This window comes from Bacteroides sp. AF25-38AC (assembly GCF_003602995.1).
Lineage (GTDB): Bacteria > Bacteroidota > Bacteroidia > Bacteroidales > Bacteroidaceae > Bacteroides > Bacteroides uniformis.
Genome location: NZ_QTMD01000016.1, coordinates 62344 through 75378 on the forward strand (window position 1 = coordinate 62344; position 13035 = coordinate 75378).

The 13035-nt window shown below is 45.1% G+C and carries 13 protein-coding genes and 1 pseudogene; 7 read left to right on the forward strand and 7 right to left on the reverse strand.

Annotation, left to right across the window (positions count from 1 at the left end):
• Positions 1-29: 29 nt before the first annotated feature.
• Positions 30-464: pseudogene (locus tag DWY55_RS12495) on the forward strand (HTH domain-containing protein); the annotation flags it as partial.
• A gap of 93 nt (positions 465-557) precedes the next feature.
• Here DWY55_RS12495 and dnaK read toward each other — a convergent pair.
• Entirely contained in the window at positions 558-2477 is a 1920-nt protein-coding gene (gene dnaK / locus DWY55_RS12500) for a molecular chaperone DnaK (protein ID WP_005831748.1), read from the reverse strand.
• 445 nt (positions 2478-2922) lie between these two features.
• Between dnaK and DWY55_RS12505 the strand changes: the two genes are divergently transcribed.
• Positions 2923-4323: an MATE family efflux transporter gene (locus DWY55_RS12505; RefSeq protein WP_034529672.1), complete on the forward strand. Its 1401-nt coding sequence runs from the start codon at positions 2923-2925 to the stop codon at positions 4321-4323.
• A gap of 53 nt (positions 4324-4376) precedes the next feature.
• Complete coding sequence (locus tag DWY55_RS12510; protein WP_005831755.1) at positions 4377-4952, forward strand: Crp/Fnr family transcriptional regulator; 576 nt, start codon at positions 4377-4379, stop codon at positions 4950-4952.
• Between the two features lie 81 nt (positions 4953-5033).
• Here DWY55_RS12510 and DWY55_RS12515 read toward each other — a convergent pair whose 3' ends face one another.
• Positions 5034-5825 (reverse strand): META domain-containing protein, encoded by a 792-nt coding sequence (locus tag DWY55_RS12515; RefSeq protein ID WP_009038130.1) that lies wholly within the window; start codon positions 5823-5825, stop codon positions 5034-5036.
• Between the two features lie 195 nt (positions 5826-6020).
• On the opposite strand from DWY55_RS12515, the gene DWY55_RS12520 reads away from it, so the two are divergent.
• The 3 genes from DWY55_RS12520 to recA are packed head-to-tail and all read left to right on the forward strand — an operon-like array spanning position 6021 to position 8769.
• On the forward strand, positions 6021-7214 hold the full coding sequence (locus DWY55_RS12520; RefSeq protein ID WP_005831761.1) for a saccharopine dehydrogenase family protein: 1194 nt from the start codon (positions 6021-6023) through the stop codon (positions 7212-7214).
• Between the two features lie 52 nt (positions 7215-7266).
• Entirely contained in the window at positions 7267-7713 is a 447-nt protein-coding gene (gene bcp, locus DWY55_RS12525) for a thioredoxin-dependent thiol peroxidase (RefSeq protein ID WP_057258658.1), read from the forward strand.
• Between the two features lie 18 nt (positions 7714-7731).
• Positions 7732-8769, forward strand: coding sequence for a recombinase RecA (recA, locus tag DWY55_RS12530; protein WP_005831765.1), 1038 nt, complete (start codon positions 7732-7734; stop codon positions 8767-8769).
• Positions 8770-8836: 67 nt separating this feature from the next.
• Here recA and DWY55_RS12535 read toward each other — a convergent pair whose 3' ends face one another.
• The 4 genes from DWY55_RS12535 to DWY55_RS12550 all read right to left on the reverse strand — a co-directional run bounded on the left by DWY55_RS12535 (position 8837) and on the right by DWY55_RS12550 (position 11047).
• Positions 8837-9547 (reverse strand): DUF4252 domain-containing protein, encoded by a 711-nt coding sequence (locus DWY55_RS12535; RefSeq protein ID WP_057258657.1) that lies wholly within the window; start codon positions 9545-9547, stop codon positions 8837-8839.
• 6 nt (positions 9548-9553) lie between these two features.
• Positions 9554-10078, reverse strand: coding sequence for a hypothetical protein (locus DWY55_RS12540; protein WP_005832693.1), 525 nt, complete (start codon positions 10076-10078; stop codon positions 9554-9556).
• Positions 10059-10574, reverse strand: coding sequence for an RNA polymerase sigma factor (locus DWY55_RS12545; protein WP_055288525.1), 516 nt, complete (start codon positions 10572-10574; stop codon positions 10059-10061). Before DWY55_RS12545 ends, DWY55_RS12540 begins: the two co-directional genes overlap by 20 nt.
• Before the next feature lie 128 nt (positions 10575-10702).
• Positions 10703-11047, reverse strand: a complete 345-nt coding sequence (locus DWY55_RS12550) for a hypothetical protein (RefSeq protein ID WP_008665423.1) — start codon at positions 11045-11047, stop codon at positions 10703-10705.
• Between the two features lie 160 nt (positions 11048-11207).
• Here DWY55_RS12550 and DWY55_RS12555 point away from each other — a divergent pair, with 160 nt between their 5' ends.
• On the forward strand, positions 11208-11801 hold the full coding sequence (locus DWY55_RS12555) for a hypothetical protein (protein ID WP_117878423.1): 594 nt from the start codon (positions 11208-11210) through the stop codon (positions 11799-11801).
• A gap of 140 nt (positions 11802-11941) precedes the next feature.
• Here DWY55_RS12555 and DWY55_RS12565 read toward each other — a convergent pair whose 3' ends face one another.
• The gene (locus tag DWY55_RS12565; protein ID WP_008665419.1) at positions 11942-12964 is read right to left on the reverse strand and encodes a YeiH family protein; all 1023 of its coding nucleotides are present in this window, start codon (positions 12962-12964) and stop codon (positions 11942-11944) included.
• Positions 12965-13035 lie beyond the last annotated feature (71 nt).

Consider the following 13035-nt stretch of genomic DNA (forward strand, 5'->3'; position numbering starts at 1 on the left):
CATGGCTTAAATCCGTGTCGGCTTTTGCCAATACGGAAGCATCTTCTTTCTTCACTACATTCTATAATCTGAATTGGGGAAAGAACGAAAGAATACCCGTAGAAGAAGTGGCCGAAAGGGTAAACAGTCCCCTCAAAAAGTATCCTGCAAACGAAGAAAGTTCGGTCGAAAAGTTCGGTGTAAATGCGAAAATGTTCGGTGTAAACGACAAAAGTTCGGAGACAAGGTTCGGAGAGAGCACAGATGCCCCTAAAAACATAGGAAAGACAGCACAGAAGATTATCGATTTCGTCATTTCCGATCCTCCTATGTCAGCCGAAACTATGGCTTACAAGATTGGTATAAGTTCTCGTGCCGTAGAAAAACAAATTGCAAAATTGCGGTCTATGGGTATCTTATCTCGTGAAGGTGCGGACTTTGGTGGCTATTGGCGCATTGTCATTAATCCTCAAACTGAAAAATAAGTATATAAGATTGACTTGAAATTCAAAAACACAAGAGGCGTGCAACTTAATGGATTACACGCCTCTTTTTTCTATAAAATCACCTATTGCAACTTACTTCACTTCCTCAAAATCAGCATCCTGCACATTATCGCCATGCTTTGTATTATCCTGAGCACCGCCTTGTTGACCTGCATTCATATCAGGACCAGCCTGTGCACCACCCTGAGCACCGCTCTGGGCATACATTTCAGCACTTGCAGCCTGGAATGCCGTATTCAGTTCGGCCATGGCAGAATCTACGGTAGCCAGGTCTTGAGCCTTATGGGCATCTTTCAGCTTCTGCAAAGCAGCTTCAATCGGAGCCTTCTTGTCGGCAGGGAGCTTGTCGCCGAGTTCCTTCAACTGATTTTCGGTTTGGAAAATCATAGAGTCGGCCTGGTTCAACTTGTCTACTTTCTCACGCTCTTTCTTATCTGCTTCGGCATTGGCTTCGGCTTCGGCTTTCATCTTTTCGATTTCTTCCTTGCTCAAACCGCTGGAAGCTTCGATACGGATAGCCTGTTCCTTACCGGTAGCCTTATCTTTGGCAGACACCTTCAAGATACCGTTGGCGTCGATATCGAATGTCACCTCAATCTGAGGAATACCGCGACGTGCCGGAGCAATACCTGTCAGGTTGAACTGGCCGATTGACTTGTTCTGTGCAGCCATCGGACGCTCACCCTGCAATACATGGATGGTAACCTCCGTCTGGTTGTCGGCAGCAGTAGAGAATGTCTCGCTCTTCTTGCAGGGGATGGTAGTGTTGGCATCAATCAGCTTCGTCATCACACCACCCATAGTCTCGATACCCATAGACAGCGGAGTAACATCCAGCAACACAACGCCCTTAATTTCGTCCGTCAAAACGGCACCCTGCACGGCAGCACCTACGGCTACTACCTCATCCGGATTCACACCCTTGGAAGGAACTTTACCGAAGAAGTCTTCTACCAACTTCTGTACAGCCGGGATACGTGAAGAACCACCTACAAGGATTACTTCATCGATGTCCGCATTGTTCAGACCAGCATCGCTCATAGCCTTCTTACAAGGTTCCAAACAAGCTTGAATCAAGTTGTGAGCCAGAGCCTCGAACTTGGCACGGGTCAACGTCTTCACCAAGTGCTTGGGCACACCGCCTACCGGCATGATGTACGGCAAGTTGATTTCAGTGCTTGTAGAAGAGGACAGTTCAATCTTAGCCTTTTCAGCAGCTTCCTTCAGACGTTGCATAGCCATCGGGTCTTGAGTCAGGTCGGCACCTTCGTCGTTCTTGAACTCCTGAACCAGCCAGTCGATGATTACCTGGTCGAAATCATCACCACCCAGGTGAGTGTCACCGTTGGTTGACAATACTTCGAACACACCGCCACCGAATTCGAGGATAGAGATATCGAATGTACCACCACCAAGGTCGAATACGGCAACCTTCATGTCCTTGTGAGACTTGTCAATACCGTAAGCAAGAGCTGCGGCAGTCGGCTCGTTCACAATACGCTTCACTTCAAGACCTGCAATCTGACCGGCTTCCTTCGTAGCCTGGCGTTGGGAGTCTGAGAAGTATGCGGGGACGGTAATTACAGCTTCTGTCACTTCTTGTCCCAGATAATCCTCGGCAGTCTTTTTCATCTTCTGCAGAATCATTGCAGAGATTTCCTGCGGGGTATAGAGACGTCCGTCGATGTCTACACGCGGAGTATTGTTGTCACCCTTTACTACTTTATAAGGCATACGGCCGATTTCTTTCTGTACCTGGTCCCAGTTTTCGCCCATGAAACGTTTGATGGAGAAAACCGTACGGGTGGGGTTCGTGATAGCCTGACGCTTGGCAGGATCACCGATTTTACGTTCGCCACCATCAACAAATGCTACTACTGAAGGAGTGGTGCGCTTGCCTTCACTGTTTGCAATTACTACAGGTTCGTTACCTTCGAATACTGCAACGCAAGAGTTTGTTGTTCCTAAGTCAATACCAATAATTTTTCCCATGATCGTTATTTTTTTATTTGTTATTATTCTGTTTCGACGTCCGCCTCAGTGGCAGACGCCAATAAAAAGACAAACGTTGTGCCAAATTGTTCAGAGCAGCCGCAGATTTATACTTGTGGCAGTTTATCTGTCAGTTTGGCAGAATTAAAATCATTTTTTCTGTCGGAAATTACCATTTGTTAATTTCCATTCCATTCAAAAGCTCTACTTTTGTCGCCCGAATCAGAGATGATAAAACATGAACAACATTAATCATTTCCCTTGCATACCTTTAACCGTTCCTCCATGGAGGAAATATTGTTCCACCGTGGAGAAAATATCATTCCACCACGAGGGAAATATCGTTCCACCATAGTGGAACGATTAAGGATTAGTTAACATTGGGCTTAATCGTAGCAACGGAAATGATTGGTTTTCACATATTAAAGAAATAAATAAGATGAGTATGGAAAAAATGAGAGACAGTATCGACTTCAAGAACACGGACATCAAGACATTGTTCCGCAAACTATTGCTCCCTACTGTACTGGGGATGATTTTCTCCGCACTATTCGTTATCACCGACGGCATCTTTGTCGGAAAAGGAATCGGCAGTGATGCTTTGGCGGCGGTCAACATTGTGGCACCGCTATGGTTGTTTTCTACGGGTGTGGGACTTATGTTCGGCGTCGGCGCCTCTGTGGTAGCCTCCATTCATCTGTCACACGGAAAGGTCAAGGTGGCACGCATCAATATCACGCAGTCGGTAGTCATATCTTCCTTGTTGCTGATGTGCACCTCCACCCTATTCTGTTCATTTGCCCCGCAGGTGGTAAAGCTGCTCGGAGGGTCCGAACGGCTCACGCCATTGGCTGTGGAATACATGCTTTGGTTTGTGCCTTTCTCTCTGTTCACGGCATTGCTCAATTCGGGTATGTTTTTTCTGAGGCTGGACGGTTCGCCCAACTTCGCCATGATGTGCAATGTGGTGGCTGCCGTTCTGAACATCCTATTGGATTATCTGTTCATCTTCCCCTTTGGCTGGGGAATGTTCGGTGCCGCACTGGCAAGTGCCATAGGTACCACGGTAGGTGCATTGATGATAGTATTCTATCTGATGCGCCGCCGGTGCGCACTGCGCTTTCACCCCATTAAGATGAGCCGGAAAAGCATGCAACTGATGCGCCGCAACATTGGCTATATGTGCCGATTGGGTTCCTCCGCCTTCTTGTGCGAGGTGGCGATTGCCTGCATGATGTTTGTCGGCAACCAGGTGTTCATCCATTATTTGAAGGAAGACGGAGTGGCGGCATTCAGCATTGCCTGCTATTTCTTTCCTATTATATTTATGGTATATAATGCCATTGCGCAGTCGGCGCAGCCGATTATCAGTTATAACTACGGCCTGAACGAGAGCCAACGTGTCCGCCGCGCCTACTTGCTGGCACTGAAAACGGCCATAGGCTGCGGGGTATGTTTTGCCCTGGCCACAATATTCTGCAGCCCTGAAATTGTCGGCATGTTCATAGACCGCAGTTATCCGGCTTATGACATAGCGGTAAAAGGGTTGCCTTTGTATGCCACCGGCTTCGTGTTCTTTGCCGTCAACATCGTATCCATCGGCTATTTCCAGAGTGTGGAGCGTGCCAAGTATGCCACAGTTATCACCCTGCTGCGTGGTTTTATCCTGCTGACAGCCTGCTTTTTCGGACTGCCCCTGCTATTGGGAGACCGGGGAATCTGGCTTGCCACTCCTCTTGCAGAAATGCTGACAACCCTATTTATCCTCGTGATTTACATATCCGGGAAAAAGGAACATAAAGAAAAATCCGTATCTTTAGACAAGATGGGCTGCACCCCAACATAACTTTTTCATGCAAGCATAAAAGTCCTGTCTTCGGTTTACACTATCTTTGCAGCATGGAAACTATGATAAAGAAATTCTGCAAGAAGTATAAACTACCGGAAAACACTTTGCACGAACTTCTGTCACACATGGCAGAAGTTCGTTTCAGCAAGGGAGAACTCATTATCAGCGAAGGGGAAAGGAACAGCAACTTCTATCTTTTGAAGAAAGGCATCTGGCGCGCCTACTACCTGACAGACGGCACGGAAAACTCCCTTTGGTTCGCCGCACCGGGCGACACAGCTTTCTCATCGTGGGGATATGTGGACAGCGAGGTTTCCCTCATCAACATCGAATCAGTGAATGAAAGCATCGCCTATTGTATCAGTAAGCCTGAGCTGGAAGCCCTTTTTTCGCATTCCATAGACATGGCCAACTTCGGCAGAAGAATCTTTGAACGGGAAATTCTGTCGGTAGACAGTTCCACAGTAGCCTACGGCACCCCTCCCACTGCCAAAGAAAGGTACATGACACTGATGGAAGAGAATCCGGAACTGCTGCAGGATGTACCGCTCAAGTATCTGGCTTCTTATCTCTACATCACTCCGCAATCCCTGAGCCGGATACGCGCAGGATTAAAGAAAAAGTAAAAGACCTTTTTATGTCAAGATGCAAAAAAGGCTCTTAGCAGATTATTTCTGTAAGAGCCTTTATTATTTCAACCTATCTTGTCAGTTCTTCACCAACACCATCACCAGGTTATTGTCAGCATCGTACAGCCCGATGCCTCCGCCTGCCAGCTTGCCAAAAGACTGAACGGAATTCAAGGCTTTCAGCACACGGCTTTCCACCTCCATATCAGGGCATGCCATCATGGTACTGATAACTTGCGGGAAAGAGATTGCCGACGGATTTTCATCATCAACCTGGAAAGCGCCGTTAATCAGATTGCAACCCGCATTGCCGTGCAAGCGCTTTTCTGCAATATTAAATTCAATGAACGGCTGCTTCTCCATTCCGTCGGGAATAGCCTCGCCCGCAGCCTCACTAATTATCCACCTTCCTTCCAAATCAGACAACTTGGAAACGGACTCTTTCTTCTGCAACACGACTATGGGACGATTGGAAGCACCGCATAAAGCTATATTTTCCTTTCCCAGCTTCTTATACTTTTTCACTTTGTTCAAAGCCGACAACACATTATTTTCTACAGTCATATCCGGACAAGCCATACGGGTACTTGCCAAAGCGCCAAGGTCAATCGTGCCGGGTTTGGCATTCACGTCAAACGAACCCATCATACGGTTGCAACCACTGTTGCCAAATACTTTTCCAGTCTTTGTGTCAAAACCGATATAGGGAAATTCCTGACCCGGAGCAGGGACTACGGCAGTACCATTCACTTCAATAATATTCCACTCACCGCTGATGGAAGAAAGAGTTGCGGCATTTTTGGTTGATGCACAAGAAGACAAGCCCATCAACACGCTTGCCATGCATAGGGAAACAAATACTTTTTTCATTGTTATTCGTTGTTTAAGTTAATTTATTCAAGGGGCAAATATATAGAAAATAACCCAAATGCAAGTAATTTGTTTAATATTTGAAGCATTTACCTCAAAGTATTTAGCAGGATTTTAATGTTTATCTAAGAATTAACCCTTATATTTGCTCTCCGTATTTTTTATAAACCTAATATAATAATATAGTACAAAGAAATGGGTAAAGTTCTTATTATCGGTGCAGGCGGTGTAGGTACCGTTGTTGCGCACAAAGTGGCTCAAAATCCTGATGTGTTTACAGAAATCATGATAGCCAGCCGCACCAAGTCCAAATGTGACGCTGTTGTCAAGGCAATCGGTAACCCGAACATCAAAACCGCCCAGGTAGATGCCGACAGCGTGGACGAACTGGTAGCACTCTTCAATAGTTTCAAACCCGAAATCGTCATCAACGTAGCCCTCCCCTACCAAGACCTCACCATCATGGAGGCTTGTCTGCAAAGTGGAGTCAACTATCTGGATACCGCCAATTATGAGCCGAAAGATGTTGCCCACTTTGAATACAGTTGGCAATGGGCCTATAAGAAACGCTTCGAAGATGCCGGACTGACCGCCATCCTCGGTTGCGGTTTCGACCCGGGAGTGAGCGGCATCTATACTGCATACGCCGCCAAACATCATTTTGACGAAATACAATATCTGGACATCGTAGACTGCAATGCCGGAAATCATCATAAAGCATTCGCCACCAACTTCAATCCGGAAATCAATATCCGTGAGATTACACAGAACGGCCGCTATTATGAAAACGGAGAATGGGTGACAACCAAGCCGCTGGAAATCCACAAAGACCTGACTTATCCGAACATCGGTCCGCGCGACTCCTACCTGCTTTATCACGAAGAACTGGAGTCTCTGGTGAAGAATTTCCCCACCATCAAGCGTGCACGCTTCTGGATGACGTTTGGACAAGAGTATCTAACCCACCTGCGCGTTATCCAGAACATCGGCATGGCACGCATAGACGAAGTGGAATATAACGGCATGAAGATTGTTCCGCTGCAATTCCTGAAAGCCGTCCTCCCCAACCCGCAAGACCTGGGCGAAAACTACGAAGGCGAAACATCCATCGGTTGCCGCATCCGCGGACTAAAGGATGGCAAAGAGCGTACCTACTATGTATATAACAACTGTAGCCACCAGGAGGCCTACAAGGAAACCGGTATGCAGGGCGTAAGCTATACCACCGGTGTGCCCGCCATGATTGGTGCCATGATGTTCCTCAAGGGATTGTGGAAAAAACCGGGTGTATGGAATGTTGAAGAATTCAATCCGGACCCGTTCATGGAACAGCTCAACAAACAAGGCCTGCCTTGGCATGAGATTATCGACGGAGACTTGGAAGTTTGAAATTAATGATTAAACATTAATCATTATCCACTAATCATTAAACATTAATAAAGTGAATATAGGAGATAAAGCACCCGAAGTATTGGGTATCAACGAAAAAGGTGAAGAAATCCGCTTGAGCGACTATAAGGGAAAGAAGATTGTACTTTACTTCTACCCCAAAGACATGACATCCGGCTGCACGGCACAAGCCTGCAACCTGCGGGATAATTATGCCGACCTGCGCAAAGCCGGTTATGAAGTCATCGGCGTCAGTGTGGACAGCGAAAAGTCACACCAGAAATTTATTGAGAAAAACAATCTGCCTTTTACCCTGATTGCAGACACCGACAAGAAGCTGGTAGAACAATTCGGAGTATGGGGCGAAAAAAGCATGTATGGCCGCAAATATATGGGAACGTTCCGCACAACTTTCATCATTAATGAAGAAGGTATTGTAGAGCGCATCATCACTCCGAAAGAAGTGAAGACCAAAGACCATGCGGCACAAATTTTATAATCATTAAACATTAACAACGTGGCAAAAAAAGACGAACTGAATTTTGAAAATGGCAGCAATCTGGCATCGGGCGAAAAACTGAAAGCCTTGCAGGCTGCCATGGACAAGATAGAAAAGAGCTTTGGTAAAGGCTCTATCATGAAAATGGGCGACGAAAGCGTCGAACAAGTAGAAGTTATTCCCACAGGTTCCATCGGCCTCAATGTGGCTCTTGGTGTGGGAGGATATCCCCGCGGACGTATCATCGAGATTTACGGCCCGGAATCTTCCGGTAAGACAACCCTTGCCATTCATGCCATCGCCGAAGCGCAAAAGGCAGGAGGCATTGCCGCATTCATTGATGCAGAACATGCTTTCGACCGCTTCTATGCAGCAAAACTGGGTGTGGATGTGGACAATCTGCTGATATCACAGCCGGACAATGGCGAACAAGCACTGGAAATCGCAGAGCAACTGATCCGTTCCTCCGCTATTGACATCATTGTAGTGGACTCTGTGGCTGCCTTAACCCCGAAAGCTGAAATTGAAGGCGATATGGGTGACAACAAAGTAGGTCTGCAAGCCCGGCTCATGTCACAAGCCTTGCGTAAACTGACGGCAGCTGTCAGCAAAACACGCACCACCTGCATCTTCATCAACCAGTTGCGCGAAAAAATCGGTGTCATGTTCGGCAATCCCGAAACAACTACCGGCGGTAATGCACTGAAGTTCTATGCCTCCGTACGTCTTGACATCCGTGGAAGCCAAGCCATCAAGAACGGCGATGAAGTAATCGGCAAGCAGACCAAAGTGAAAGTTGTGAAGAACAAGGTAGCTCCTCCTTTCCGTAGAGCGGAATTCGACATCATGTTCGGTGAAGGCATCTCCCGTGCAGGCGAAATCATTGACTTGGGTGCAGAGCTTGGCATCATCAAGAAAAGCGGCTCATGGTTCAGCTATAACGAGACGAAAATTGCCCAGGGACGCGACGCCGCCAAGCAGGTCATCCTTGACAATCCGGAACTGGCAGAAGAGCTTGAAGGGCTTATCTTTGCAGAATTGAGAAAAGACAAATAACAAAAAAACTTGCCAATAGAAAAACAAAACATTCTATTGGCAAGTTTCCCTAAAAGGTTACCGCTTCCTATTCCATCTTTTCCAAACGTTCTTCCAAAGTCTCCATGCTTTTTTCAAAACGTTTCCATGTATCGGTATCCATTTGTTCTTTCAGATACTTGTTGTCTTTCAGTTTAGCTACATTTTCCAGCCCTTTCAATGCCAGTTCTTGCGAATGCTTCAATTCTCCAAGCCAATCGCGGTTCTTCAGCTTCTCTATCTCAGCCCAGTTTATATCCGGAAGCTGTATATTCACATTGTTACCATTCCAGCTGGTATTCTGATACATCATGATATTCTGTATATCCTTCAAAGTCATATCACCTTCCAAATAAACAAATTTCAGAGTGGCTGCACCATCTACAATCATAATCAGCTCCTTCACCTTTTCCCCTTTACGGCTCATGTAGAATTCAGAACTGGAGACTGTTCCCTTCTGCTTCATCAGCAATTCATATCTGGAAGACTGCACCAAAGAACGAAGATCCTTACGCATTTCTTTCTTTACATTATTATCCATTGTAGAAAGTACCTGCACAGAGTTCAACTGTCCGGACACTTTCCCAATATAAACATCTTTAGTAAACAAGTTGGGATTCGTTTCTATCATTGCCTTGGATATGTAGACGGACGACACGCCTTTCATATCTCCATACTTGTTGAATAGGTTCTTCTGTGCCTGGCAAAGCAAAGGCAACATCAGCAGTACACCTGCCAAAATCATTTTCATTGTTTTCATATCAGATTATTGTTGAATTTCTTTTCTTACTTCCTGGTTCACCTTCGTTACGTCTATCCGCGTTTCCTCTATCTGTTCAATTCCCTTGTTCAGATTCGCAGACACCTCGATTAAAGTGGCCTGCAATGCCTTATAAGCAGCTTCCGGATCAGAGAAAGTGTCCTGAGGTGTAGGAGGACGCATATCCTCTCCCATGTTCGTAATGCCATAACCTACACCTACAAGAACCAGAATGGTGGCAGCAATACCTCCTATCCAGCGCCAATTACGTTTGGCCTTGTTCCGGTGGAAAAAACGTTGTTCCTCTTCAGCCTTTTCATCAATCATCCGGCTCAGTTTATCCTCCAATCCGGCGGGAACATTATCCACCACTTCCCCGGGAAAAAAGCTGAGAAAGAGTTTCTTGTCCTTCTGCAAGTGCTCGGGCACTTCTTCGGTTCTGAAAGCTTCCTTCAACAACTCTTCTTCCTGCTCGTTGGTATTCCCTTCATAAAATTCGGCGAGCAGCCTTTCAATTTCCTCGACTTTCATAGTTACTCCATTTATTAAATTCCTCACGTATCTTTTTTCTTGCCCGGGACAACAGTACACGGACATTGGTAGCATTCAATCCCGTGACCTGCTCTATCTCTTCATAAGAACATCCCTTGACATCACGCAACGTTACTATTTTCTGCTGTTGCACCGGCAGACGGGCAATGATGTGCCTTACCTGCTGCGCTTCATCCCGCACTTCAAAGTTATCTGCTTGAGACACATTATGCACTTCGGCCAACTCCACGCTCTGTCTGCTCAAAGTATACTTTCCTGAACGAAGCAAATCAAAGCACATATTTTTCACCAGAGTAACGCTGAATGCTTCCGGATTACTGATAATGGCCAGTCCTTCCCGCTTGTCCCACAACTTCAGATAAGCTTCCTGCACCAAATCTTCAGCGTCGGCAGCATTCTCCAACAGCCTATAAGCTATGCAGTACAGCTTGCGATGATATGGCAGAAACTCTTTTTTAAAACTTTCAGCGTCCATGGGCTATTTATCAATAGTAGATTTCTGTTTATACCCTTCAGACGTAGGGGGAAAGGATTTTGTTACACGACCAGGAAGAAAAAATGGGAAAAAATGAAAACACCAATAGCACCAGCCCAAGAATGCGTTTATTTCAAGACATCAGCAATCCGCTTTTTAAGATTCAATTTCGCAATGTCTTCAGGCTTCAGCTCAAGCTCCACCAACACTTTCGCTGTGGAGAGCCTATACTCCTGCTCTAACGTATCATAATTTATCTGTTCCTTATGAATGGAATACAACAAAGCAAAATCGTAGTTCAAGGCACATGAGACATTATACAACGTATCCGTATCAATACTTTTTCTCGTAAGCATATAGTCTACACTTTGAGGCTTAACTTTCAGTCTTCGTGCAAGTTCCGCCTTGGTAACTTGCTGTTCAAGCATCACGTTCTTGATTATCTCTCCGATGTATATATTACTTTTTTCCATTTATATGAAGATACAAATTAATCATTCATATTATAAGGAACACCAATACCAATTTGTCTGTATACGCCACTCTTTTTATTCATAATTTGTTTGTTTTATCAAATATTTTATGATACTTTTGCAACATATTCATATAAACAAACAAATAATATCTGCCATCATGAATTTACTGACATGTATTCTCATAGCCATCCCTATCGGCATTATTTTTATTATGCTATGGATATACAATGACTACCGGAAATATAAGAAGAAAAATAAGCTGGCCATTTTGCTGTTTCTCCTATTTCCAACCACTTTATCTGCACAATACGTTGATACAGGATGCCAAGTATCCTTTAAATGGCTGGAGAACCAAAAAGGAAAATTAGAGTATACAAAAGATGGGGTTACTTATAAGTTCATTCCAAATGACTCCCAATGGGAAATTATAATTCGCAACAACTCTTCAGAAGATATCCGAATAAACTGGAAAAATATGCAATTCATTGTGGATGGAAGAAGCTCAGAAGTCAAATACCCCATACTGGCAGAAGCGGAAACGCCCTTGGCAATTATAAAAAGTCAAGCAGAAACAAGCCAAAAGATTGGCGTGACAACTTATACGGCAAATAAAGCAAACTCTCGAATATACAACAAGAAAGAGATTCGGAAAGGGAGGAATTCCTCCATTACCATTATTCTTCCCATATCTATCGGTAAGCACCCTCAATTCTTCACCTCTTTCGACTTTATCATCAAAAAAGTAAACTAACTGTCAAAAGAAATACACACCCCGGTCATCCCGAGATGTGTATTCGTCTATATATCCAATGAGGAAAGAAATACATTACAAAAATCCTACCGTCTTCTTCAACCGGAAGTTATACTTCAAAAACTGCCGGACCGATGTAATCAGAACAAGTAGATATATGCCAACGTGCTCACACTAATCACTATCCACAACAAGGTGCCTTGTATCAAGGGCTTGATGCCTACTGCCTTCAGTACATCACGTGACAGAGAGGCACCGATAAAGAACAGAGTGATAGTCAGCGTCTTGCGGGCCAAAGAATTGATTCCCTCCCCAATCATGGCACCCGTTTCGGTAGTGCCCAGCACATAAGTATTGAAAATCATAGCCAGCACAAAGAAGAAGATGAACCAGGGAATACTGATTTTCTGTCCCTTACTCTTAAAGATGAACGAAGTTACCAGAGCCAAAGGAATAATCCATAAGGCACGTGTCAGCTTTATAGTCGTTGCCACCTTCAGGGCCTCCTCGCCATATGCGGCACCTGCTCCCACTACCGAACTCGTATCATGTATGGCAATGGCCGCCCATGTGCCGAACTCATGCTGGCTCATGTTCAAAGCGTGGCCTATCATCGGAAAAACAAACAATGCAATGGCATTCAATATAAAGATGGTGCCCAATGCCACAGACATCTCACTGTCCTTTGCCTTCAATACCGGACCCACAGCCGCAATGGCACTGCCTCCGCAGATAGCCGTACCGGAGCTGATAAGATAAGAAGTGTCACGGTCCACTTTCAGGAACTTACGTCCTATGAGCCAGCCTATGAGCAATGTCCCCACTACAGAAATAATCGTGAACTCCATTCCCTCCTTGCCCGAAGCCAGGGAAGCCTGCAGATTCATTCCAAATCCTAACCCTACAACAGAGTATTGCAATAGATACTTTGAAGTCTTCTTATTGAACTTCGGATGTGCCTGCCCACACAACAATGCAAAGGCCAACCCCAAGAACAACGCCAACGGTGGAGTGACCCACGCCGAATAGGCATGCATACCGGGCACATAATCCAGCAGCAGAAAGAAGGAGAGGACAACCAGAAGAGATACATAAATAAATTTATTATTACTTTGAAGAAAAGGCATATTAATGCTTTTAGCCAAAACTCGATTTGAAACCATACTGTTTACTTTACTATATTACTAATGTTTATTCCTTAATTTTCCGGGTGCAAAGGTAGTTCTATTTTAGT

What these genes read in the sequence shown, in the direction of transcription:
- dnaK (WP_005831748.1), bottom strand. Translation starts at nt 2,477, where the DNA reads ATGGGAAAAATTATTGGTATTGACTTAGGAACAACAAACTCTTGCGTT.
- DWY55_RS12505 (WP_034529672.1), top strand. Translation starts at nt 2,923, where the DNA reads ATGGAAAAAATGAGAGACAGTATCGACTTCAAGAACACGGACATCAAG.
- DWY55_RS12510 (WP_005831755.1), top strand. Translation starts at nt 4,377, where the DNA reads ATGGAAACTATGATAAAGAAATTCTGCAAGAAGTATAAACTACCGGAA.
- DWY55_RS12515 (WP_009038130.1), bottom strand. Translation starts at nt 5,825, where the DNA reads ATGAAAAAAGTATTTGTTTCCCTATGCATGGCAAGCGTGTTGATGGGC.
- DWY55_RS12520 (WP_005831761.1), top strand. Translation starts at nt 6,021, where the DNA reads ATGGGTAAAGTTCTTATTATCGGTGCAGGCGGTGTAGGTACCGTTGTT.
- DWY55_RS12535 (WP_057258657.1), bottom strand. Translation starts at nt 9,547, where the DNA reads ATGAAAACAATGAAAATGATTTTGGCAGGTGTACTGCTGATGTTGCCT.
- DWY55_RS12540 (WP_005832693.1), bottom strand. Translation starts at nt 10,078, where the DNA reads ATGAAAGTCGAGGAAATTGAAAGGCTGCTCGCCGAATTTTATGAAGGG.
- DWY55_RS12545 (WP_055288525.1), bottom strand. Translation starts at nt 10,574, where the DNA reads ATGGACGCTGAAAGTTTTAAAAAAGAGTTTCTGCCATATCATCGCAAG.
- DWY55_RS12550 (WP_008665423.1), bottom strand. Translation starts at nt 11,047, where the DNA reads ATGGAAAAAAGTAATATATACATCGGAGAGATAATCAAGAACGTGATG.
- DWY55_RS12555 (WP_117878423.1), top strand. Translation starts at nt 11,208, where the DNA reads ATGAATTTACTGACATGTATTCTCATAGCCATCCCTATCGGCATTATT.
- DWY55_RS12565 (WP_008665419.1), bottom strand. Translation starts at nt 12,964, where the DNA reads ATGGTTTCAAATCGAGTTTTGGCTAAAAGCATTAATATGCCTTTTCTT.